Genomic DNA, 23314 nt, shown 5'->3' with positions numbered 1-23314 from the left:
CATCCGGCCGGGGGCTACTGGGCCGGGGTGGTGCTCAGCGGGTGAGCAGGCCGGCCTCGTGGGCGAGGATCGCGGCCTGGACGCGGTTCTGGAGGCCGAGGCGGACGAGGATGCGGTTCACCCGGCTCTTCACGTTCGCCTGGCTCAGGTCGAGTTCGGCGGCGATCTGCTGGTTGGAGCGGCCGCGCGCGACCAGGAGCAGGACGTCCAGCTCGCGCTCGGTCAGCACGTCGAGCGGGCCGCGCACCGCCGGACGGTCGGCGACCGCCCCGGACGGCAGCGCGGTGAACATGCCGATCAGGCGCTGCGTCACGCTCGGCGCGAGCATCGCCTCGCCCGCCGCGACGACCCGGACGGCCCGCGCGAACTCCTCGGCCGGGCTGTTCTTGAGCAGGAACCCCGACGCCCCGGCCCGCAGCGCGGAATGCACGTACTCGTCCAGGTCGAAGGTGGTGAGGACGAGTACGCGCGGCGGCGCGGCACCCTCGTCGGGCCAGCCGTCCAGGATGCGGCGGGTGGCCTCGACTCCGTCCATACCGGGCATGCGGACGTCCATGACAACCACGTCGGGGCGCAGCCGCGCGGCTGCCTCGACCGCGCTCGCGCCATCGGACGCCTCGCCGACCACCGTGAGATCCTCGCGCCGGTCGAGGACGGCGCGGAGCGCGGCGCGCACCATGTCCTGGTCGTCCACGAGCAGCACCCGGATCGGCGTCGCCGCACCCGCGGAGTCTTCGGACCTCCTCGGCGTGGTCATCGGCCTTCCTCCAAGGGGAATGCGGCGGCGACGCGCCAGCCTCCGTCCGGCGCGGGGCCGGTGTCCAGGGTTCCGCCGAACGCGGCGACGCGCTCGCGCATGCCGACCAGTCCGTGCCCCGAGCCCGGCACCGGCCGGTGGTCGTCGCCGGGCGGTCCGTTCTCGACCTCGATGCGCAGCTCGGACGCGTTGCACCGCACGTCCAGCCGGACCTCGACCCGGCCCGCGTGCTTCAGGACGTTCGTGATCGCCTCGCGCACGACCCGGTACGCCGAGGCCTGCGCGGCGGCGGGAAGCGCCTGCGCCGCGGGGTCGGCGCTCGCGGTGACGCGGCACCCCGCGGCCTCGGCGGCCTGGACGAGCCGGTCGAGATGCGCGAGCGACGGCTCGGCGCCCTCGCCCTGCCCGGCGACCGCGAGCAGGCCGAGGATGCGGCGCATCTCGACGAGCGCGGTGTCGGCGGTTCCGGCGATGCGCGAGACGCCGCGCAGGGCGAGTTCCGGATCGTCCGCGAGGACGTCCTCGGTCGAGCGCGCCTGGACGGCGATCGCGCTGACGTGGTGCGCGACGACGTCGTGCAGCTCGCCCGCGATCCGCGCCCGCTCGGCGATGACCGCCTGCCGGGCGTTGGTCTCGCGCTCGGCGCGCAGCCGCTCGTTCAGCTCGCGCATCCGGCGGGCGTCGGCGTCGATGCGCCGCCGCCCGTAGCCCAGCAGGAACGCCACGACGAAGTAGGCGACGAACGCGGTGGCCGTGTCGGGGTTGAGGGAGTCGAGGCGCGGGACCGTGGCGTGCCCGGCGGCCACCTCGCCCGCCATCGCCGCGACCGCCGCCGCACCGGTCGCGGCGAGCGCCTCGCCGGCCGGACGGTACCGCGCGACCGCGTACACGCCGAAGATCAGGAAGTACGGGCCGGGCGTCTTGCCGGGCACCGCGTCCAGCGCCTCGAACAGCACGAACAGCGCGGTCATCACCACGAGGACGCTCCGCGGCCACCGCCGCCGCCACAGCAGCGGCACGGTCTGCCCCGCCCACAGCAGCACGCCGAGCGCGCTCGGCGCCGGATGCCTGGTGGACAGGGTGACGGCGTCGAACAGGCTGAGCCCGCCGCCGAGCGCGACGTCGGTCAACCTCGGCCGCCCGGCGAAACGCGCCCGCACACCGCGAATCCCGGCAAAGCGGCCAGGAAGAGCGGGCAAGCGGAGCCGGGCGCTGCGGAGGGCGGCGAGGCGGATCCGAGCGCTGCGGTGGGCGTCGGTGCTCATGGCCGCTCATGCTATTCAGCTCCGGGGCGGGTCCGGATCGTCCGTGCGGCGCATCGAAGGTTGCGCGGGGAGTCGCCGAGTTCGTCAGCCGGGAGGACGCGCCGTGAGGGGCGCCTACCTAGCGTTTTACCCATGAAGAGAACCCTCCTCCTGGTCAGCGGGACCGCGCTGATGCTGCTCGCGGTCGGCGGCCGATGGGACGTCGCCCTCGCGGCCTGGATCTTCCCCGTCCTGCTCCTCCGCTTCTCCCGGACCGGCCGCGCCTGGTCGGCCGTCGCCGGGATCTGGGCCGCCAACGTCGCGGCCGCCCTGTTCTGGACCTGGGAGTCCGCGCTCGGCGGCGGCCCGGTCGTCATCGCCGGGACGGTCGCGATCGGCGCGCTCCGGACCGTCCCGTACCTGCTGGACCGGTGGCTGGTGCGCGGGCTGCCCGGCTGGGCCGGCCTGCTGGTCTTCCCGGCGGGCGTCGCCGCGTCGGAGTTCCTGCTGACACTGGTCACGCCGTTCGGGACGGCGTTCGGCGTCCTCGCGGTCACCCAGTACGGCGAGCTGCCGCTGCTCCAGATCACCGCCGTGACCGGCTCGTACGGCATCGGGTTCCTGATCGCGCTGGCCGCCTCCGCCGCGAACCTCGCCTGGACGGCGCGTCGCGCGGTGCGTCCGGTCGCGGTGGTCGCGGGCGTCATGCTGGCCGTCGTCGGGCTCGGGGGCGTGCGGCTGGCGTTCTTCTCGTCCGCGCAGCACACCGTGCGGATCGCGGGCGTCGGTCCGCGTCCGGAACTGCGCGAGGCGCAGCGCGCCGTCCTCGGCCACTTCCCGGACGGGCGGCGGGGCATCGCCGCCGCGCCCGCCTCGACCGTCCGGCCCGCGATGCGCGCCGTCCAGGACGACCTGCTCGCGAGCACCCACCGGGAGGCCGCGGCCGGCGCGAAGATCGTCATCTGGCCGGAGAACGCCGTGTCCGCGCAGGAGGCGGACGAGCAGGCGGCCATCGACGCCGCCCGCGCCGAGGCCCGCCGCGACGGCGTCTACCTGGAGATCGGCGTCAACGTCTACAGCACGACCGGCCCGGCCTTCGGCAAGGACGAGACGCTGCTCATCGACCCGAAGGGCACGGTCCTCTGGACCTACCAGAAGGCCCACCCGATCCCCGGCTCCGAGACGTTCAAGCCCGGCGACGGCCGCGTCCCGGTCGTGTCCACGCCGTACGGGCGGCTCGCCAACGTCATCTGCTACGACGCCGACTTCCCCGCGATGATGCGGATCCGCGCCGACATCGTCCTCGTCCCTTCGCACGACTGGCGCGAGTACGGCGACGCGCACACCCGCAAGGCGTCGCTGCGCGCGATCGAGGGCGGCTACGCCCTGTTCCGCCAGGACGGCCAGGGCCTGACCAGCGCGTTCGACCGCCAGGGCCGCGTCCTCGCGACCACCGACACCTTCGCCGCGGGCGAGGAGACGACCGTCGCCTACGTCCCGACCCGCGGCGGGACGACCGTCTACGACGTCATCGGTGACACGTTCGCCTGGCTCTGCGTTGCCGCGCTGGCCGTCCTGACCGGCTACGCCCTGATGCGTCGGCGCCCCGGGGACGTCGTACCCGTCCCGTCCTCGGGCACTGGCGGCCTGGGCGCGAGAAGGTCGGAATCCGGGGCGGCGGAGGTCAGCCGGCCGGGAGGGTGACGCGGAAGACGGTCCCGCTGGAGGACGAGAGGAGTTCGGCGCGGCCGCCGTGCGCGGCGGCCACGCCGCTGACGATCGCCAGGCCCAGGCCCGTGCCGCCGGACGCGCGGGAGCGGCCCCGGTCCGCCCGGACGAACCGGTCGAACACCTCGTCCCGCAGCTCGGCGGGCACGCCCGGCCCGTCGTCCTCGACCTCCAGCACGGCGGACTCGGCGGACCGTTCGAGGCGGACGTCCACCCGCGTCCCGGACGGCGTGTGCGTGCGGGCGTTGGCCAGCAGGTTCGCGAGCATCTGGTGCAGCCGGTGCTCGTCGCCGCGCACCACGACCGGCTCCTCGGGCAGCTCCATCGTCCAGCGGTGGTCCGGGCCCGCCGCGCGGGCGTCGGCGACCGCGTCCAGCACCATCCGGGTCAGGTCCACCGGCTCGTCGGCCAGCGGACGGCCGGTGTCCAGGCGGGCGAGGAGCAGCAGATCCTCCACCAGGTCGCCCATCCGGACCGACTCGGCCTGGATGCGTCCGAGCGCGTGCCGCACGTCGTCCGGCACGTCGTCCGGGACGCCGTCCGGGCGGCGCAGCGCCAGCTCGGCGTGGCCGCGGATCGTGGCGACGGGGGTGCGCAGCTCGTGGCTGGCGTCGGCGGCGAAGCTGCGCAGCCGCTCCTCGCTGGCATGCCTGCGGGCCAGGGCGTCCGCGACGTGGCCGAGCATCCGGTTGAACGCCGCTCCGACCCGTCCGACCTCGGTGCGCGGATCGGCGTCCGGGACCCGTTCGGGCAGCGCCACCGCACCGCTCGCCAGCGGCAGCTCGGCGACCCGCGACGCCGTCGCGGCGACGCGCCGGAGCGGCCGCAGCGTCAGCCGCACCCATCCGGCCGCGGCGACCGCGGCGAGCACGAGCACCGCGCCGAACACCGCGGCCTCGACCAGCTCCAGGCGCCGCGTCGTCTCCTCCACCGACCGCAGCGGAAGCCCGGTGACCAGCACGTCCCCGTCGTCGCCGCGGTAGGCCGCGACCCGGTAGCCGCCCAGCGCCGACAACCGGAGGGTATGCGGCCGCCGGTCAGCGGGCAGCCGCGCGAGCGCGCGGTCGTCGGCGGCGGAGTGAGGAACCCTGACCACCACCCTGTTCCGGACGACCCCGGTATCGGTCACCCGCCCTCCGACCAGCCGCGCCGCGTACGACCGGGGCGGGACGCCGCGCGTGTCGGGCGTGCGGTTGTCGGCGTCCGGGCGCCGCTCATGCTCCAGCCCGACCGCGAGATGCGGGCCGAGGTCGGCGATCTGCTGGTCGACCCGTCCGACCAGGAACCCGTGCAACGCGGCGACCGTCGCGATCCCCACCGCAAGGCAGCAGAACGCCAGCAACGCGACCAGCCCGAGCGTGAGCCGGCTCCGCAACGTCCGCGGGAACACCCCGCTCAGTGCATGCCCGCTCTTGCCGGTCGCGGATCGGGGTGGGGTCACCGGGGCTCCGGTTTGAGGACGTAGCCGACCCCGCGGACGGTGTGGATCATCGGCGCCCGGCCGGCGTCGATCTTCTTGCGCAGGTAGCTCACGTACAGCTCGACGACGTGGGCGCGCCCGCCGAAGTCGTAGCTCCACACCCGGTCGAGGATCTGCTCCTTGCTCAGCACCCGGCGCGGGTTGCGCATCAGGAACCGAAGCAGCTGGAACTCGGTCGGGGTCAGCTCCACCGGGTCGCCGTCGCGGGTGACCTCGCGGGCGTCCTCGTCCATGCTGAGGCCGCCGACGGTGAGCAGCGCGGACGCGGCGGCGCGGCGGGTCAGCCCGGCCCGGCGGAGCAGCCCGCGCAGCCGCGCGAGCACCTCCTCCAGGCTGAACGGCTTGGTCACGTAGTCGTCCCCGCCCGCCGTGATCCCGGCCACGCGGTCCTCGACGGCGTCGCGCGCGGTGAGGAACAGCACGCACACCTCCGGCGCGGCGGCCCGCAGCTCCCGCAGAACGCTCAGCCCGTCGACGTCGGGGAGCATGATGTCCAGCACCACCGCGTCCGGACGGAACTCGCGGGCGGCCGCGACCGCCCCCGCGCCGTCCCCGGCCGTCCGCACCTCCCAGCCCTCCTGGGCCAGCACCCGCCCCAGGACGTCGGTGAGGTCCGGCTCGTCGTCCACCACCAGCACCCGGACCGCCGAGCCGTCCGCATGCCTCAGCCCCTGAACATCGTCCATGATCCCCCAGTCTCACCCGCGTTCCTCTGCGTTCCCTCTGAATCCGCTCAGAACACGCGAGGGCGGCGCGAGGGCGGCGCGAGGTCAGAGGGTTCTCAGAGGTTCGGCTGGCACTGTGACGGGGCGCCGATCGAGAGGAGGCCCCGTTGACAGCAGTCCGTCCCGAACACAACGCGCCAGGCGCCCAGCGCAACCCCGCCGCCGTCCCGCACCCGCACGCCGGGCCGCGCCGGCGCGGAGGGCCGCGGCAGCGCGGAGGGCCGCGGCAGCGCGGAGGGCCGCGGCAGCGCGGAGGGCGGCCCGAGTGGTGGGCGCTGGGGCTGGTCTACGCGGGCGGACTCGCGGTGCTGGCGCTGTGGTGGCACGGGACGTCCTCGGTGGTGGGCGCGGCCGGATGGCTGACGGACGCCGCCCGGATCACCGGCCTGCTGGCGGCCTACGGATGCGCGGTGATGCTCGCGCTGATGGCCCGCGTCCCGGCGCTGGAGGGGGGCGTCGGGACGGACCGGCTCGCGCGCTGGCACGCGGCGGGCGGCCGGTACACGGTGTGCCTCGCGGTCGCGCACGTCCTGCTGGTCATCTGGGGGTACGCGCTGACGTCCAGGTCGGACGTGATCCACCAGACGGGGACGCTGGTGTTCCACTATCCGGAGATGCTGAAGGGCACGCTCGGCACGCTGCTGCTGTTCGCGGTGGGGATCGCCTCGATGCGGGCCGCGCGCCGCAGGCTCCGGTACGAGACGTGGCACCTGATCCACCTGGGCACCTATCTGGCGATCTTCCTGGTGTTCTCCCACCAGGTCGCGAACGGCGCGCAGTTCGTCGGGCAGCCGCTGGCGAAGGCGTTCTGGTACGCGCTGTTCATCGGCGTCTCGCTGGTCCTGGCCTGGTTCCGCTTCGTCGTCCCGGTCGCGCGGAACCTGCGGCATCGGATGCGGGTGGCCGAGGTCCGCTTCGAGTCGCCGGGCGTCGTCTCGGTGTACGTCACCGGCCGCCGGCTGGACGGTCTCCGCGCCGCGCCCGGCCAGTTCTTCCGATGGCGGTTCCTCGTGCCGGGCATGTGGTGGGCGGCGAACCCGTACTCGCTCTCGGCCCCGGCGCGGGACGGCCTGCTGCGGATCACCGTGAAGGCGTCCGGGGACCACAGCCGGGCGCTGGCACGCCTCCGTCCCGGCACGCGGATCTGGGCGGAGGGCCCGTACGGCGCGCTCACCGAGGCCCGCCGCTCGCGGCGGGGCGTCCTGCTCCTCGCGGGCGGCGTCGGCATCACACCCCTGCGGACGCTCTTCGAGACGATGGCCGGCGACGTCACGCTGATCTACCTGGCACGCCGTCCGCAGGACTTGGCGCTGCGCGGCGAACTGGACGCTCTCGCCGCCTCCTCCTCCGCCGCTCGCCGCCGGGTGCTGTGCTTCGTGGACGACCCGTCCGAGTACTCGCTGCCCCTGACCCCCGAGGCCCTGCGCGCCGTGGTACCCGACGTCGCCGAGCGGGACGTGTACCTGTGCGGCCCGCCCGGCATGGCGGACGCGGCTCACCGGGCCTTGCGCGGGGCGGGCGTCCCGGGGCGCCGCGTCCACCACGAATCGTTCGAGTTCTGAGAGGAATGCCTATGCGCCGAGCCGTCCTTGCCACGAGCGCAACGGTCGCCGGCATCGGCCTGCTGCTGGCATTGAAACCGCATCACAACAGCCCAGCAGCCGCCCTGGCCCCGTCGCCATCCGGGAGCGCCGGACCATCCGGGGGCGCCGGACCATCCGGGGGCGCCGGACCATCCGGGAGCGCCGGACCATCCGGGAGCGCCGGACCATCCGGGGGCGCCTCGTCCAAACCCAGTGCGACCGGGAGGAACGGAACCTTCACCGGAGACGCCATCGACACGCGGTACGGTCCCGTCCAGGTGCAGGTGACGATCAAGGACGGGAAGCTGGCGGCGGTGAAGGTCCTCCAGGTGCCGTCCGAGAACGGCCGGGACCGGGAGCTCGCGGACATGGCCATCCCCCGCCTCACGCGAGCGGCCCTGGCGGCCGGGAACGCGAAGATCGACACCGTCTCCGGGGCGACCTACACCAGCGAGGGCTACGTGAACTCGCTCCAGAGCGCGCTGGACAAGGCCCATGCCTGAGCTCCGCGTCGTCCACGTCATGGGCACGGTCGTCTCGTTCGCCATCCGAACGCCCATGTCGTCCCAGATCCACCGCGCCCTGGACGAGGCGGAGACCTGGCTGCGACACGTGGACGCCGTGTTCTCGACCTACCGCCCCGACAGCCAGATCTCCCGCCTCGCCGCCGGAACCCTTTCCCTCATCCGCTGCGCGCCCGAAGTCCGTGAGGTACTGGCCCTATGCGCGGACATCGAGGCCGAGAGCAACGGCCACTTCACTACGACACCGCGTGGACGGCTCGACCCGTCCGGCCTGGTGAAGGGCTGGGCCACCGAAACCGTCTCGGACATCCTCTACGCCGCGGGCGCGACCGACCACTGCATCAACGCAGGCGGCGACGTCCAAACCCGATCCTCGCTCCGGGACGCGCCGTGGCGGATCGGAATCGCCCACCCACACCACCCCGGCGACCTCACGGCCATCGTCACCGGGACGAACATGGCGGTCGCGACGTCCGGAACGTCCGAGCGCGGCGAGCACATCATCGATCCCCACACAGGCCGGGCCTCGACCGGCCTGGTCTCGCTGACCCTGGTAGGCCGCCACCTGACCCGCGTGGACGCCCTGGCCACCGCAGGTTTCGCCATGGGCGAGGACGCCCGCGACTGGATCGCGTCCCTCCCCGACATCGAAGCATTCGCCATCACAACCACCGGCCGCGCCTGGCAAACCCCCGCCTTCCCGGTATCCACACCCGCCTAACAAAGCCCCCCTTCCCGCACCTGCCGGCGAGCGCGGCACCGTCCCGCCCCGATCAGCATTCAGGAATCGGAACGCCGATCACGTCATTCGCCTTGTCGTCGCCCTGGGGGCCGAGGTAGTAGGCCGACACCCAGGCGCGACCGTGCCTCCCCGCATAGACGCGGTCGAGATCCGTCCACAGCCAGTAGTGGTTGTAGGACGAGCCGACCTTCGTGATGTCACCCCACCTGCGGCAGTAGACGTAATTCCGTCCCTTGCTCAGCACGCCCTCGGCAGTGCTGCCCTCGCTGGTGGACGCGTACCCGGTGGCGTTCGCGAACGTCACGACATTGCGCTTGCCGCTCCCCGCGCCCCCGCCCCCAACGCGGTTCGGACGGCGCCCATGGAAGCGGCTTCCAGCCCGGAGTCCATAGGCCAGGACGCGATGGTCGGTGCCGTACCCGCCGCGCTGCTCGTACGCCCAGTAGGAGCTGCGCCGCGCATTCGCCCACGCCTCGAAGATCACTACATGCCCGATGTGCCGGGGCCCGCTCGGATCGATGATCAGGTCCCCCCGGAGGAGTTGACTCATCTCGACCGGCGAGCTGTAGGACGACGAGTTCAGCGCCGTGGTGTTGGGATCACGCAGCCCTCGCGGCGCGAACCCCAGCGCCATGGCCGCGTACCCGCTGCAGTCCGTGCGGTGGCCGGCATGGACGCCCTCCATGCTGTACCGCACGCGCTTCGACGTGTGCGGATGCCAGAGGTTCGCACGCGCAATCACCTGCTCCCGAGCACTCCAGGCAGGCGCAGCACCCCCCACCTCAGCAGAACGCACCGCTTGCCGAGACGATCCACCACCCCCATACGCCCCCGTCCCACCGGCCACGGCCAACGCCCCCGCAACCCCAAACACCAACAGCCGCAACCCCCACCGCCCGCGACCACCCCGTCCGTCCTCATCACCAGCAAGACCCCCCTCCGCCCCAGCGCCACCAGCGCCACCGACACCGCGATCACTGCGGCCAGAACCGCTCGCAGCGCTGACTGCGCCAACTCCGCAACCCAAGTCGGCCGTGTCGGCGGTACGGTCAGGGCCGACCGCACCGACGTGGTGCTGGACACGAACGTCACCGTCGTGACCAACAGCGTCAGCAGCCCCCACACCGAGGTCACCGCAGGCCGCCTGAGCCACCCACCCATGGGCGCAGACACAGCCGGCCCCAGCGCCGCCAACCGCGCAAGCAGTGTCAACGGCACCAACGTCGATGCCGGGAGCACCGACAGCGCAAGAGCCACAAACCGCGTCGTCGGCATCAATGTTCGGGGCCCGCTCTGCGCTCACCGAGCCAGCACGACGCGGGACCCGGACCACGTAGGTGGGACGGGCGGCGCCGACGGCACCGGCGTTGAGAGTGGGCTTGGCGGCGCCGTCGGTCTCAGCGCCGCAGTCGGCGCGGGCGGCCTGGCATCCGCTCGGGTGGTTTGAGGTGCGAGCGGGGCCGCTGGGGCTGGCGAGGCTGGTACGGCCTTTCCGGTCGAGATGTTCGTCGTGCATTGGATTTCCCCTTTTCCGGACGGGCCGCCTGACGCGACCCGTGATCGTCCGGTGAACGGGGTGACGGACGATTCTGTGTGACCCAAAATGGGCGATATGAGTCACAGCTCCGCATGCGGCCGACAGTGCGCGAGTTTCTCAAGCGCACGGGCTCTGGAACGTGACACCGTGCCTTCGGTGTACCCCGAGAATCCGCACTGTCTCATCGATCATGTAACCGTCCGTAACGACCACCGCGACCGCGCCGCCCTGCCCCACAGACAGGCCGCCCAGCACCCGGCCAGAGCCGGACTCGCCTTTGCGCCCCGCAACCCGCCGCCGCAACGGCTGCTCAGGACCCCAGAAGTCACCCAATTCGGGACAAATCGGCACCTACAAGACAACCAGTCGCAACACCAGCGCCCGCAGCACCCCCAGTTGCAACACCACCAGTGACAACACGAGCGGTTGCGACACCAGCAGCCCCGACACGTGCGGTCACACGATGCGAACGGTCGCGATGCGAGCAGTCGCGGTGAGCAGTCGCGGTGAGCAGTCGCAGGTCAACCCGACATCGCAGATCACCCTGACATCGCGGGTCACCTTGACGTCGCGGGTCACCCTGACGTCGCAGGTCACCCTGACGTCGCAGGTCACCCTGACGTCATAGGTCGCCACTTTGGCTATCGCGGGGTGCGCATGAGCCCACGGCCGGGCTCGGGACGGTCGAGCAGCGCCGAGCCTCCGCCACAGTTTCGGGTGAGCCCCGCGGAAGTCGTCACCGCCACATCCCGCATCGCGCCCCCGCCAACGGCGCCGTCCGCAGCTCCAACCTCAGTAACAGCGCACAAAGCTCCCCGCCAAGGTCGACCTCCAGCGCATCCGAGAACGAGCCCGCCTTCCCGCATCGATCGATTCGCGCGGGGACATCAAGGACGAATCGGACGACCCCCGGATGGCGGAGGCCAGCCCAACCACTTTCAAATCAGCGAGAACCAGCAAGCATCCCAAGGATTTCGGCGGTGCTCCCGATCTCACCCAGCCGCGGAAAGATCTTCGTAAGGCTGTGCTCGTGCGACTCGACCGTCCGGTCGGCCATCGCGTCGGTCACGAGCGTGACGTTGTACCCGTGTTCATACGCGGCACGTGCGGTGGACTCGACGCCGATGCTCGTGGCAACACCGCCGAGCACGATCTGAGTGACGCCGCGTCGGCGTAGCTGGAGGTCGAGATCGGTGCCATAGAACGCGCCCCAGTTGCGCTTGGTGACGCGGATGTCGGACAGTTGCGGATCCACCTCGTCCACGATCCGGTCCCAGCCCGCCGGCGGAACGGTGCCGCCCGGCAGACCGACCTCGGTGCGCCCGGTCGGCGCATCCGCGCCATCCGGCGCGAACGACACATTGACGAGGACGACCGGTAGACCCTTCTCCCGGAACGCCGCGGCCAGCTCAGCCGAGCGACCAACGACCTCCGGCCCCGTGAACGGAACGGTCGGAGAATTGACGATCCCCTGCTGCAGATCGACCAGAACCAGCGCAGTGCGCTCATCAAGCTTGCTAACGGCCATTACCAAACTCCTTGTCCATCAAAACGTTCAGCCGAACACCACCCCGAGCCACCCGCCCGGGCCATCCCCACACCACACCCCCTCACCCCTCACCCCGCACCACACCCTCACCCCGCGCCACACCCTCACCAGACGCGCTCGTTCCGCACAGACGCGCTCGTTCCGCACACCCCCACCGCTCCGCACACCCCCACCGCCCCGCACGCCCCTCCGCTCCCCACGACATCCCTCTGCCTCCGCACTACACCCCCACCTCGACACACCACCCTGGGGGGACCTCCGCGAACCCACCCTGAACACCCACACGAACGCACCAGCTCAGCCCTCCGGCCCCGCTCTCCACGCCAGGAACTCACTCAAGTCACGACCCCACCTGGCCCTGTTCAAACCCGGCTCGAACCCGACTCAGATCCGAATCAGGGCCAGCTCAAAGCCGACTGAAGGCCAGGTCAGGGCCATTCCAGACAGGGTCAAACCCGCCTCCGGGCCTTATCAGGGCCGACTCAGACCCCGCCCGGTTCCGCCCAAGGCGCCACCTCGGCCCCGCCCAAGACACCCCGCCGCGCTCCAAACCGGGCGGGGCCTGGGACGGCCAGGATCGGGTCCTGAGCCGGATTTGAACTTGCCTGACTGAGTGAGCCTGGGCAGGTGGAGCGCGGCCGGTTCCGCCCAAGGCACCGCCCCGGCCTCGCTCAAAGCACCCCGACGCGCCCACCTGCCCAGGCTCGCCCAGGCAAGGCTCCGCACAGCACTTCCCTGACCAGCTGCACCCGCCAGATTCGCCGCCCCAGCCGCTGAGGGGCCTCGCGTTTTCCGGACACCTGCTTGATGGGTGATCTACGCGGCTTGCTGCCGGTCCAGGTACTCGTTGTGGACCTCCCATGGGGTCCGGTACCCGTTCGCGGAATGTAGCCTGCGTCGATTATAGAAGCCCTCGATGTAGCGCATGCACGCCCGGCGGGCCTTCGCGCGCGTGGCAAATACCATACGGTTCAGCCACTCGTTCTTCAACGCCCCGAAAAACGACTCGGCCAAGGCATTATCCCAACATACGCCCGTCCGGCCCACCGACCGGCGCATTCCATGCCCGGCCAGGTGCCGACCGAACTCGGCACTCATGTAATTCGACCCGCGATCGGAGTGGAAGACACATCCGGGCTCGATGTCGATGTTCCTTGCGGCCGCATCCAGGGCGTCGGTGAGCAGCGAGGTTTTGAAATGGTCGCCCATCGCCCACCCGACCACCATCTTGGAGTGGCAGTCGATCACCGTCGCGAGATACGCGAAGCCCTCCCAGGTGGGAATGTAGGTGACGTCCCCGACCAGCTTGGTGCCCGGCGCGGCGGCGGTGAAGTCGCGGCGGACCAGGTCGGGGACCGCGCCCGGGCCGTCGGCCCGGGTCGTGACCGGCCGCCACGGCCGCGGCTGCACCGACTCCAGACCCAGCTCGCGCATCAGCTGCCGGACCAGTTCCGGCGACACCCGAACACCCGACCGAGCCAGAACCGCATGCACCCGCCGATAGCCATAGGTCTGGTGGTTGGCCGCAAAGACCGCCTCGATCATCAACTTGAGCCGCTCGCGGCGTTCGCGGGTCGCCAAGGCCGGCCGCCGCCGCCACTCGTAGAACCCCGAGCGCGAAACATGCAGCCAGGCGCACATATCGATAATGCTGTGGTTGGCCTTCTCCGCGTCGATGAACTCGTACTTGGCGGTCACGGGTGTTCCCTGGCGAAGAAGGCCGCGGCTTTTTTCAGGAAGGCGTTCTCCTCGCGCAACCTCCGGTTCTCGCGTTCGAGTTGGAGTTCCCGCTCGGTCCTGCCCTCGCCCGGACCCGATGCGGCCTGCGTGTCGGCGCCGTGCGTCAGCCGATACGCCTTCACCCAGGATCCCAGGGTGGTCTCGTGCACATCCAGGTCTCGTGCCACATGGGTGATGGGCCGCGGACCGTCCAGCACCATCCGGACGGCCTCGTCCTTGAACTCCTGGGAGAAGTACCGCCGTTTACGCCTTGCCAATGACCTTCCTTCCGGTTCGTCCACAATCCTAGCTATGGACGTGTCCGGAAGATCCGGGGCACCTCACGCACCTTCTCGACCGGAAGCGCCCAGCCCCTCCAAGGGCACGCATGCTCGAACACACCTCCCCAGCCGCGCTCCCTCGAACACGTCCGCTCAGATACGTCCGTTCGATCACGCATGCACGATGGCGCGCGTCCGAACACATGTGGTCGCCGACGCTCGCTCAAGCATCCGGCACGCAAACGCACCGAGTCGCACAAACACGCTCAAGCGCCCCACTCCGCAAGGGCCAGTCCCGGTTTCCCACGCCCAGCCATCGACGTCCCCGGAAAGCAACGCCAGAGAGCAAGGCCAGCATCAGTTCCGGCCGTGGACCCCACCGTCAGCCGGACCATTTGCCCTGATGCCAACCGCATGCGCGGGAGACACCCGGCCAGAGCTCGCCACCACCTGGTGACACACCCGCACCGATCCCAGCACTCCAGGGCATCTCAACCAGTCAACCCTCCCCACCGAACACGAATGGTCGCGACACGACCAGCCGGACACACACGCTCAAACACACTGGCCTGGCTCGCTAAGTCCACGAACCGTCCGCACGCGTCGCTCACATGAGCCAGCCGAACCCACACGAACAGGCCGGACGCGTAACCACGCGGCCCGATTGCCGTGCCGACAATGCTCGCCCACACCCATTCGAACCCCCTTGCTCGCTTGTGACCACCCGAGCACACATGCTCGGGAATGCTCGTCCGAGCACGCATGCCCGGTTGCAGGCACTCCCGAACACATCTGTCCGCGCCACGGATGACCGGACACGTACACTCGACGGCACGCGGCCGAATACACAGTCGCTACCTACTCGACCGCCAGCGCATGCCCGGGCATCCGATCACGCACAACCATGCCTGCCCGACCGAATACACATGGTCGGATGACGATGGTTTGAACACGCGTGCTGGCTACACGCTCATTCGAACTCGCCCGACCATTCGAAAGCACCCCACCTCAGCAGGCAGCACAATCCGACACCCCCGGGCGCGTTGCCCGGGCGCGTTGCCCGGGCGCGTTGCCCGGGCGCGTTGCCCGGGCGCGTTGCCCGGGCGCGTTGCCCGGACGCGTTGCCCGGACGCGTTGCCCGGACGCGTTGCCCGGACGCGAGGCCCGGACGCGAGGCCCGGGAAGCACGGCCAGCGAGGTCCAAAGCCGACCGTCCGGAGATGCATCCTGTTCGAGTTGAGCGCCGGCTTCAGCGTCCGGACCTGCTCTTCGAACTCCGCTGTTCTGTTGTGGTTGTTTGGACCTGGCGATCAAGCCGCCCGGTCATGATTGGGCGAGTCGGTCCATCAGGGTGAGTGCTTCTAGGAGGGTCTGCCGCTCGGCCTCGGTGAAATCCTGTTGCAGGGTGCGGGCCATCCATTCCTCGCGGGCCTGCCTGCTGCCTGCGATGAATTCGAGGCCGCGGTCGGTGAGCGAGACGAGCTGACGGCGCCCGTCGTTTGGGTCGGCTTCACGCCGAACCACACCGTGTCCTTCCAGCGCGGCGAGGGTCGCTGCCATCGACTGCGGCCGCACCCCCTCGGCAACGGCGAGTTCGCTCGCCGTCATCGACTCGCGCTGGGCGAGCCTGCTCAGCACCGACGTCTGGGACGGCGTGAGCACCTTGTCGCCGCCGATCTCGCGGAGCCGGCGTCGCAGCCGACTGAACACCACCCGCACTTCGCGGGCAGCGCGAACGGCCGACTCCCCCACCTGCTCCGGAGCCTGTTCAGCTGACCTCTCCATGACCCCAGCGTATATCAACAGTCTAACCTGTCAAGCCTGGGCTGATCAGCTCAGGCTGTTCAATTGCCTAGACCCGCGCCACCCAGTTGGCCTGTCCGGCAGGTGGCCCGCCCCAGCCGGCGGCCTGGTCCCAGGCGGCGGCCTGCCCCAGCCGACGGCCCGCCCCAGCCAGTGGCCCGTCCCAGCCGACGGCCCGCCCTAGTCGGCGGCCTGTCCCGGCCAGTGGCCCGTCCCCCAGGGGTCGGTCGCGCCAATTTGGCGCACCCCAAGCCGGGGCTCACCCCAACCCGTGGCCCGTCCCAGCAGGTGGCCTGTCCCAGCCAGTGCAGACGCTTTGGAGTTCCGTCCCCGGAACCCAGCCAATGAGCAGGCTGGATCGCGTCCGGTCTCACCACAGGACGGCACGTGCCCAGTGGCGGAACGCCGCCCGTGCACGTCCGAGCACGTGGAGGGCGCACACAAGCTCTGCGGCTCGGGCCACCTGCGTCCAACGGCAGAGCGCGGACGAGCATCAAACGCGCAAACAGCGCACATCACGTCGCGGAGCACGGCCCGTGTTGCGTCCACTTGCCGCCGGCTCGACTGCTGGCCGCCTGCCCGACTGCGTTCTCCGAGCAACCAGCTCGCCGTCCAGACGCCCTCGGCTCGTCGTGACGGCGCTTAACACAGGCCGAGCCGCGGACCAGCCTCCTGAGCAGGGCCGACGGGCGTGCGCACCGAGCGAGTCGATCAGCATCGCTGCGCGCGGAAGGGACGAGCGCGGATGTCTGGGACGGAATCAAGCGCCCCCGACTGGCCTAGGAACGAACGTGCACGAGCGCTCTGGGAACGAGCATTCCAGTCGCCTCGGAAGCGAACGTGATCGGAAAACGGTCAGGCAGGGTGCAGCGTGGGGACTCGACGCGCCATGATGCATGGGGCTCGACGCGCCGAGAAGCCGATTCGCGGGGCGGCTGTTTACGCACGTCGATCTGGTCGGCTTTGGGGCAGGGTGATTAGGGCCTGTTTCGAAGTGGCCTCGGCCATGCGCGCGAACGCGTGACCAGCGCGGTGCCGCGACGCCGGAGGCGAGCGGCACCGCGCTGATCGCGAAGCGATGCCGCGTTCGCCCAGGCGCGGTCACGGAGCGAGCCGCTAGGCGAGCGCAGTGGGCCGGGACTTTGGAACACAGCCTACTGAGGTTTTCGTTAGTTCTGTGGTGTGTGCGGGTGGATGGTGAGTCCGGTGTGGGTGAGGAAGGAGCGCGGTAGTTGTTGGTCGGCGCAGACGCGGTTGATGCCGCGTTCGGCGGCGTCGGCGACATCGGCGAGGTGGTCGCCGGCGAGGTTGGCCAGCTCGCGTTTCTTGATCGATGACCACAACAACTCCACCGGGTTGAGTTCGGGGGCGTAGGCGGGCAGCCGTTCCAGGGTGAGCCAGTGCTGGTCGGCGACCCAGGCACGCATCGCGCGGCTCCAATGTGCGGCCAGCCCGTCCCAGACCAGCACCACGTGTTCACCGACGTAGAACCTCTTGACCTGCTCCAGCACAGTGATCAGTGCGGCGGTGTCGTAGTTGCCCGGCTGAAGGTGGAAGCACAGCCGGGCGCCGCGGTCGGCGTCGGCGGCGTGGTAGCCGAGTGCGGCGGCCATCGAGGCGCGTTTCCAGTTCAGCCGGTGCCGCAGGATGGGTGTGCGGCCGCGGGGCGCCCAGGTGCGGCATACCTGGGGTAGCAGCGAGACGCCCGATTCGTCGAAGAACACGATCCATGCCCGGTTCTTCACGGCCCCCTTTTGATCCGCGGCCACTCATGCGTGAGCCACCGGGCGATCTCGGCCTCGTCCCGTTCGACCGCCCGCCGCGCGGGACGTTGCAGGCTCCAGCCCAGCCGCACGGTCAGCAGCCGCCATACCGAGGTCGCAGCCAGCCGCACCCCGGTGATGCGTTCGACCACCATTCCGACCCGCTCCAGCGTCCACACCTCGGCCTCAAAGCCATGCGCCCGGGCCCCTTGGTCCAGCGCGGCCCGCACCCGTTCGACCTGGTCATCGTCGAGTTTGCGCGGTCGTCCGCTGGCCGGGCGCCGCCGCAACGCCGCGGCCCCGCCCTGTTCCCACAGCCGCTTCCAACGCCGCACGCTCTCGGAATGAACCCCCAGGATCCGCGCGACCTCGACCTGGCGCACACCCTGTTCGAACAACTCGACCGCACGCATCCGCCGCGCCTCGGCAACCTGCGGCCGGGTCAGCGGCGGAGCCGAGGACACGGGAACAACCAACGAAGACTCGGAGGGCACGCCACGATACTCACACCGCAAGAACCCCTCACACCCACAGAACTAACGAAAACCTCAGTAGTTCTGGAGGGGTAGCAGCTCGGCTGTGAGGGCGTCCAGAAACTCTGTGCGGGAGGTGACGGTGCCTGCCGGGCGGATGACGAACTTCGACAGGCCGACGTCCACGAACCTTCGGAGCTGGGCGCGGGCGTCGGACCATCCCCAGCACAGCAGGGTCCGTGGGTCGCCCACCTCGGGACGGTCCTCGTGCAGGCGGGCGAGGAGGGCGTCGACAGCGCGCTGGTCCGCGTCCTCGGTGACGACGGTCAGGTAGGTGCCGTAATGGTCGTCCTCAATGGCGCGTCCGGCACGGTCCGCGGCGGCGAGGATGTGCGCGCGGCACGCGCCAGCCTCGACCGGGGTGACGGCGCTGCCGAGCCAGCCGTCGCCGAGGCGTCCGACGCGGTCCATGCCCGCGGGGGCACGTCCGCTGAGCCAGAGATCGAGGGGTTTGGGGGGAAGTGGCGCGACGGACGCCGCGTCCAGTTGGAAGAATTCGCCCGCGTAGGAGACGACCGGCTCGGTGAGCAGCGCCCGCACCACGCGCACCGCCTCCTCGAAGACCCGCGCCCGGCTGCCGCGCGAAACCGCATAGACCGGACGGTCGGCGGGCCGCGCCGCGCGGACCCCGAAAACGGGCAGGACGCGTCCGGGCGCGAGCGCGGCGAGGCTCGCGAGCTGCGCGGCGACGACGGCGGGGTTGCGCCCGGGCAGGACGAGGACGCTGGTGCCGAGCTTCAGCCGGCGGGTGCGGCCGGCGGCGTGCGCGATGCCGATCAGCGGGTCCACGGTCTCCGGCGACGAGACCAGGTCGGACAGCCAGAACGAGTCGATCCCGCGCGCCTCCAGGTCGGTCACCAGGTCGTCCTGGACGGGGTCGGCGAGGCGCTCGGGCACGGGCCCGACACCGATACGGATCTTCATACCGCCATCTGAACCCCGACCTTGCCGACCGTCAAGATCCGGGACAATCCGGATGTTCACTTATCCGATCGGAATCGACCTTCCGAGGCTGGCGGACGAGCCGGACGCGCCGGGCGCGCCGGGCGCGAGCCCCCAGTCGGTGATCTGCCCGGTCGCGGCATCGACCACGACGGTCAGGGTCCGTCCGGTGACCGGCCGGTCGCTCTTCCCCGCCACCGGATGCCGAGGCGCGGTGAAGTTTCCGCGCAACTGAATCACGAATACGGCCTCGTCGGAATTCACCCGGCTTCCCGTCGCTGCGGCCGCTCGCTGGCGGGTCGTCCTGACGTAAGAAAGCCCCTGCGGATGCCGTTCGCCTGTTCTGGCAGCGGCCGAACGTCCGATCTCTCCGAGCATCCTTTCCGCAGCGCTCCGCTTCGCCGGGATGGGCGTGTCCGGGGCGGGCTTCTCCGGCTGGGCACCAAATCCTCCGCATCCCGTGTTGGCCCAGAAGTAGCCTCGTGTCGCATACGTGGACCACAGGCCCTTGGAATTCGACGACCGATAGACACTGGGCGTGACGGGATGCCAGGCACCGTTCTTGTACTGAAAATTGCCGGACGACCCGTTCACTGTCGTCCGCGTGGTGGTGGTCTCGGCGCCGGTGTCGACGCTGAGCCCGTTGACCCCGTTGGAGCTGGACGTCCCGGCGTACGCCTTGCCAAGGTACACGTTCCACTTGGACCCGCCGGCGTATGTCACGTTGACGTTCGTCGTCCTCCGAACCTTCGCCTTGCCGAGGTAGTGCTCGTAGTAGCTGTTGTTCGGCCGCTTGTCCGCCCAGTACCAGAGCAGGCCCCGATATCCGCCCTGAAGAGTTCCGGAAGTCATACCGATCTCCACCCAGGTGTCGAAGGAGACCTTGGGCGTATTGGTCTTCACCCACATCTCATAGTTCGCGAATTGCGTCGCGGTGTTGGCAACGCTCAGGCAGTCGACCTTGATATCGGCGCTGGCGGCCGTCAAACGAGGACGCGGCGAGGCACTGTCAATGGCATAGCAATGGCTACTTCCGGAACAACTCGCCGCCGCGGACACGGTCCGTCCGGCGAACCCGGCGCGTTCGGCCGACGCCGCGTCCGCCGTGCTCCCGAGAACGGCCGCCGTCGTCCCGGCAAGCGCCAACCCCGTCGCGGTAAGCGCCAATCCCGTCCCGAAACCCCTGAACTTCACGTCACGTCCTCTCCACCACACCGCCGCCCGAAACGATCTATACCGTCCAGCCCGTCCCCGCAGCCGCCGGTGACCGTTCGTGGCCACCCTGACGCACTCTGCCGTCCAACTCCACCACCCGAACGTCCCGCATCAGGACCGCACCCGCCGCGCCGCTCTCCGCCCCGCCTTTGAGGGCGTGCCCGAGGCATGTCTGCGCTCGGATACGGTCGTGCGCATGCGGCTTCATGTGGGATGTGCGATGTGGTCTCTTGCGTCATGGAGAGGACGGTTGATCCCGCATCCGCTACCGCCGCATGAGCGTTTGCACGCTTACGCATCGTGGTGCAATGCCGTTGAGGGAAACACGACCTTCTACGCGACGCCGTCCGTCGAGACCGTCGCCTCTTGGGCCGAGCAGACGTCGCCGGACTTCCGCCTCGTGGTGAAGCTGCCCAAGACGGTCACCCACGAGCATCGCCTCGTCGGCGGCGAGGACGAGCTGCGCGCATTCCTCACGGCCATGGAGCCGCTCGGGCCTCGCGCGCACGCATTGTGGGTGCAGTTGCCCGGCTCATTCGGGCCGAACGATCTGGGCACGCTGGCGTCATTCCTGCGCCGCCTGCCGCAGTCCCATCGGCTGGCGGTCGAGGTCCGGCACCGCTCATTCTTCGAGGACGAGCGGGCCGAGCGAATGCTCGAACGCGTCCTTGCCGGCGTGAACGCCGAATGGGTGCCTTTCGACACGGTCACCATGTTCGCCAGCCCGCCCACCAGCGACGCCGAGCGCGACGCCTGGATGAAGAAGCCGCGGCTCCCGCGTCGCTCGCGCGCGCTGACGGACCGTCCGATCGTCCGCTATCTGGGCCGCGACGATGTGTCCCGGACGGTCGAGGGCTGGAAGTATTGGGTGGACGTCACGGCAGCCTGGCTACGCGAAGGGCGCTCCCCCACCGTTTTCATCCATACGCCTGACAATGCCGAAGCCCCTACCCTCGCCCGCCGCTTCCACGAAGAAGTGAGCGTCCAAGTCCCCGAACTGGAGCCTCTCCCCACGCCTCTTCCCGCCGAGCCACCGACGCTTTTCTGAACGATGCAGCGAATCAGGGCGGCAAGGCCCGGAGGCTCTTGGCGAGGTTTTCTCGGCACGTGGCTTCGGAAAGGGCTGCCTTCTGCGAGGCGAACAGATCGATGGCCAGGCGGAGTCTGGCGACGGCCTGGGCGTGCTCGCCCAGGCCCTGGTGGGCGTAGCCCCACTGTTCGTGGAACAACGCCGCGCCCAGGACGTGGTCGATGCTTCGCATCAGCGCCAGCCCCTCCTCGCAGAGGGCCGGGATCCGATCGTAGAGTCCAGCCCCCTGGTAGACCCGGACGAGGCTGACCAGGGCGATCCCCTGGAAGGCGGGTTCGCCTAGTTCACGTCCGATCGCCAATGCTCGTTCGCACGCGTCGACTGCTCGTTCGTGATCGCCCAGCTTGCTGAAGCAGAGGCCGAGGACACGCAGGCAGCTCAGCTCGGCGTGCCGCTCGCCGGTCTGTTCGGCCAGCGCAAGGCCGCGTTCGGCGTCGCGGAGGGCCTCCTCGGGATGGTCGAGCTCCTGCCGGCAGTAGGCACGCAGGCCGAGCACGCGGGAGAGGTCCCGGTAGTTCTCTGATCGTTCGAACACCTCGACCGCCTCGTCCGCCATCGGGACGGCGTCGGCGTGCCGCCCCTGGTCGGCCGCGACGACGGCGGCGCCTCGGAAGCGGGCGTAGGCGGCGGTTCCGGCGTCCCCGGCCTCGGTGGCGGCGCGCGCGACGAACCGCCACAGGTACTCGACCTCGAAGTGCTGGCGGTGCAGGTGCGCGTGGGCGGCGAGCCGCATGACGATCCCGGTCGCGAGCCGGTGCCGGTTGGCGGCGCAGGCGACCTCCACGATCGTCCGCAGGTTCGGCATCTCGCTCTCGATCCACGCGGCCGGGTCCGGCGCGACGAGGCGTCCGATGAGGTCGGCGCCGACCACCGCGCGGCGCCGAAAGCGCGCTGGCGCGGGGAAGTACGGGTCGCGCGGAGCGCGGTCGTCGGCGGCGTCCGAAAGTTCGAGCCACGCGACGATCAAACGCTCAAGCGCGGGTTCGGTGTTCGGATCGTCGCGCAAACGCTCAGTTGCGAACTCGCGCATCAGATCGTGCATCCGGTACCGGGGCTGGCCGATCCGGTCCACGCCGCAGGCGGTGAGCAGGCAGCGGTCCACCAGTTCGGAGAGGACGTCGCTCGCGTCGGCCGTGTCGAGCAGGACGTCCGCGACCCACGACGCGAACGAGTGCGGGCCCGCGAGCGCCAGCATCCGGAACGCCTGCTGTGCTCGTTCGTCCAAAGCGGCATAACCGGCCTCGATGTGAGCACGGACGGCCGTGTCCCCCGCGACCATGTGGTCAAGGCGTCCGGGCCCGTCCAGGAGGCTCGCGAGATGCGCCAGGGGCCAGGACGGACGGGCCACAAGCCGCGCCCCGGCGATCCGCAGCGCGAGCGGGAACCCGTCGCAGGCCGCCACGATCGCATCGGCGGCCGGACGCTCCGCCGCCACGCGCGCCTCCCCGACGATCTCGGCGAGCAGTGCGACACCCTCTTCGGATGACATCGGACGGATGTCCACATTGTGCGCGCCGTCCAGCCCGAGGTGCCGGGACCGGCTGGTGACCAGCAGCGCACTGCCCGGCTCACCCGGCACCAGCGGCCCGACCTGCGCCGCGTCCGCCGCGTCGTCGGCGAAGATCAGCACCCGCCGCCCGGCCAGCCGCGACCGGTAGGCGGCGGCCCGCTCGGCCAGGCCGTCGGGCATGTCCTCCGGCCGGACGCCGAGCGTCCGCAGCACCTCGCCCAGCACGGCCACGACCTCACGCGGAACCATCGACGCGCCCGCGAGCTGAACGTGGATCTGCCCGTCCGGAAACGCGTCCTCCACCTGGTGCGCAACATGCAGCGCGAGCGCCGTCTTGCCGACTCCCGGCGGCCCCATCACATGCACGATCGGCGGAACGTGCGCCGACTTCCGCAGCAGGCTCGCAATGGTTTCACCCTCGGCACCACGGCCGGTGAAGTCGCGCAGATCAGCGGGAAGCTGCCGAAGCGGCGGCAATTCCCCAACAAACCAGGACCCACCAGAAACGTCCCCGCTCCCCGCCCCACCCCGCAGCAGGCCCAAACCACTCGCGCTACCTACGCCCCTCAGCCCGTCCGCACTACCTACC

The 23314-nt window shown here is 70.6% G+C and carries 19 protein-coding genes; 5 read left to right on the top strand and 14 right to left on the bottom strand.

What is annotated here, in order from left to right; all coding sequences use genetic code 11:
• Positions 1 to 34: 34 nt before the first annotated feature.
• Positions 35 to 757 (bottom strand): response regulator, encoded by a 723-nt coding sequence (locus FHU30_RS45325; RefSeq protein ID WP_253883921.1) that lies wholly within the window; start codon positions 755 to 757, stop codon positions 35 to 37.
• Positions 754 to 2022: a sensor histidine kinase gene (locus FHU30_RS45320; RefSeq protein WP_253883920.1), complete on the bottom strand. Its 1269-nt coding sequence runs from the start codon at positions 2020 to 2022 to the stop codon at positions 754 to 756. The genes FHU30_RS45325 and FHU30_RS45320 overlap by 4 nt, the downstream gene beginning before the upstream one ends.
• 132 nt (positions 2023 to 2154) lie before the next feature.
• On the opposite strand from FHU30_RS45320, the gene FHU30_RS45315 reads away from it, so the two are divergent.
• Positions 2155 to 3705: a nitrilase-related carbon-nitrogen hydrolase gene (locus FHU30_RS45315; RefSeq protein WP_253883919.1), complete on the top strand. Its 1551-nt coding sequence runs from the start codon at positions 2155 to 2157 to the stop codon at positions 3703 to 3705.
• On the opposite strand, the gene FHU30_RS45310 is transcribed toward FHU30_RS45315, so the two are convergent.
• Both FHU30_RS45310 and FHU30_RS45305 read right to left on the bottom strand, forming a co-directional pair.
• Positions 3686 to 5170, bottom strand: coding sequence for a sensor histidine kinase (locus FHU30_RS45310; protein ID WP_253883918.1), 1485 nt, complete (start codon positions 5168 to 5170; stop codon positions 3686 to 3688). The two genes, FHU30_RS45315 and FHU30_RS45310, sit on opposite strands and share 20 nt — an antisense overlap.
• Positions 5167 to 5895 (bottom strand): response regulator transcription factor, encoded by a 729-nt coding sequence (locus tag FHU30_RS45305; protein ID WP_301324570.1) that lies wholly within the window; start codon positions 5893 to 5895, stop codon positions 5167 to 5169. The genes FHU30_RS45310 and FHU30_RS45305 overlap by 4 nt, the downstream gene beginning before the upstream one ends.
• A 146-nt stretch (positions 5896 to 6041) precedes the next feature.
• Here FHU30_RS45305 and FHU30_RS45300 point away from each other — a divergent pair, with 146 nt between their 5' ends.
• The 3 genes from FHU30_RS45300 to FHU30_RS45290 all read left to right on the top strand — a co-directional run bounded on the left by FHU30_RS45300 (position 6042) and on the right by FHU30_RS45290 (position 8762).
• On the top strand, positions 6042 to 7496 hold the full coding sequence (locus FHU30_RS45300) for a ferredoxin reductase family protein (RefSeq protein ID WP_253883917.1): 1455 nt from the start codon (positions 6042 to 6044) through the stop codon (positions 7494 to 7496).
• Between the two features lie 299 nt (positions 7497 to 7795).
• Complete coding sequence (locus tag FHU30_RS47550; RefSeq protein WP_253883916.1) at positions 7796 to 8020, top strand: FMN-binding protein; 225 nt, start codon at positions 7796 to 7798, stop codon at positions 8018 to 8020.
• Positions 8013 to 8762: an FAD:protein FMN transferase gene (locus FHU30_RS45290; protein WP_253883915.1), complete on the top strand. Its 750-nt coding sequence runs from the start codon at positions 8013 to 8015 to the stop codon at positions 8760 to 8762. Before FHU30_RS47550 ends, FHU30_RS45290 begins: the two co-directional genes overlap by 8 nt.
• 52 nt (positions 8763 to 8814) lie before the next feature.
• Here FHU30_RS45290 and FHU30_RS45285 read toward each other — a convergent pair whose 3' ends face one another.
• From FHU30_RS45285 to FHU30_RS45245, 9 genes are all read right to left on the bottom strand, one after another.
• Positions 8815 to 9480 carry a hypothetical protein gene (locus FHU30_RS45285; protein WP_253883914.1) on the bottom strand — a complete coding sequence of 222 codons (666 nt, stop codon included), beginning with the start codon at positions 9478 to 9480 and terminating at the stop codon, positions 8815 to 8817.
• 1296 nt (positions 9481 to 10776) lie between these two features.
• Positions 10777 to 10956, bottom strand: a complete 180-nt coding sequence (locus FHU30_RS45280) for a hypothetical protein (protein ID WP_253883913.1) — start codon at positions 10954 to 10956, stop codon at positions 10777 to 10779.
• 307 nt (positions 10957 to 11263) lie between these two features.
• The gene (locus FHU30_RS45275; RefSeq protein WP_253883912.1) at positions 11264 to 11848 is read right to left on the bottom strand and encodes a hydrolase; all 585 of its coding nucleotides are present in this window, start codon (positions 11846 to 11848) and stop codon (positions 11264 to 11266) included.
• A gap of 837 nt (positions 11849 to 12685) precedes the next feature.
• A protein-coding gene (locus tag FHU30_RS45270) for an IS3 family transposase (protein ID WP_372503897.1) occupies positions 12686 to 13809 on the bottom strand; the annotation gives its coding sequence in 2 pieces (ribosomal slippage) (positions 12686 to 13590 and positions 13590 to 13809; 1125 coding nt in all).
• A gap of 1383 nt (positions 13810 to 15192) precedes the next feature.
• Positions 15193 to 15654 (bottom strand): MarR family winged helix-turn-helix transcriptional regulator, encoded by a 462-nt coding sequence (locus FHU30_RS45265; RefSeq protein WP_253883911.1) that lies wholly within the window; start codon positions 15652 to 15654, stop codon positions 15193 to 15195.
• A gap of 1187 nt (positions 15655 to 16841) precedes the next feature.
• A complete protein-coding gene (locus tag FHU30_RS45260) occupies positions 16842 to 17417 on the bottom strand; it encodes an IS630 family transposase (protein ID WP_253879859.1) in 576 nt (191 codons plus the stop codon).
• Positions 17414 to 17929, bottom strand: coding sequence for a winged helix-turn-helix domain-containing protein (locus FHU30_RS45255; RefSeq protein WP_253879857.1), 516 nt, complete (start codon positions 17927 to 17929; stop codon positions 17414 to 17416). Before FHU30_RS45255 ends, FHU30_RS45260 begins: the two co-directional genes overlap by 4 nt.
• Positions 17930 to 17983: 54 nt before the next feature.
• Positions 17984 to 18892 (bottom strand): TIGR03854 family LLM class F420-dependent oxidoreductase, encoded by a 909-nt coding sequence (locus FHU30_RS45250; RefSeq protein WP_253883910.1) that lies wholly within the window; start codon positions 18890 to 18892, stop codon positions 17984 to 17986.
• A 60-nt stretch (positions 18893 to 18952) separates the two neighbouring features.
• Positions 18953 to 20104, bottom strand: a complete 1152-nt coding sequence (locus tag FHU30_RS45245; RefSeq protein WP_253883909.1) for a hypothetical protein — start codon at positions 20102 to 20104, stop codon at positions 18953 to 18955.
• A gap of 217 nt (positions 20105 to 20321) precedes the next feature.
• Here FHU30_RS45245 and FHU30_RS45240 point away from each other — a divergent pair, with 217 nt between their 5' ends.
• On the top strand, positions 20322 to 21173 hold the full coding sequence (locus tag FHU30_RS45240) for a DUF72 domain-containing protein (RefSeq protein WP_504928397.1): 852 nt from the start codon (positions 20322 to 20324) through the stop codon (positions 21171 to 21173).
• Between the two features lie 13 nt (positions 21174 to 21186).
• On the opposite strand, the gene FHU30_RS45235 is transcribed toward FHU30_RS45240, so the two are convergent.
• Positions 21187 to 23202 carry an ATP-binding protein gene (locus tag FHU30_RS45235; protein ID WP_301324568.1) on the bottom strand — a complete coding sequence of 672 codons (2016 nt, stop codon included), beginning with the start codon at positions 23200 to 23202 and terminating at the stop codon, positions 21187 to 21189.
• Between the last annotated feature and the right edge of the window lie 112 nt (positions 23203 to 23314).

The organism is Actinomadura rupiterrae (assembly GCF_024172125.1).
Taxonomy (GTDB): domain Bacteria; phylum Actinomycetota; class Actinomycetes; order Streptosporangiales; family Streptosporangiaceae; genus Spirillospora; species Spirillospora rupiterrae.
This window is presented reverse-complemented; position numbering and strand designations above follow the sequence as displayed.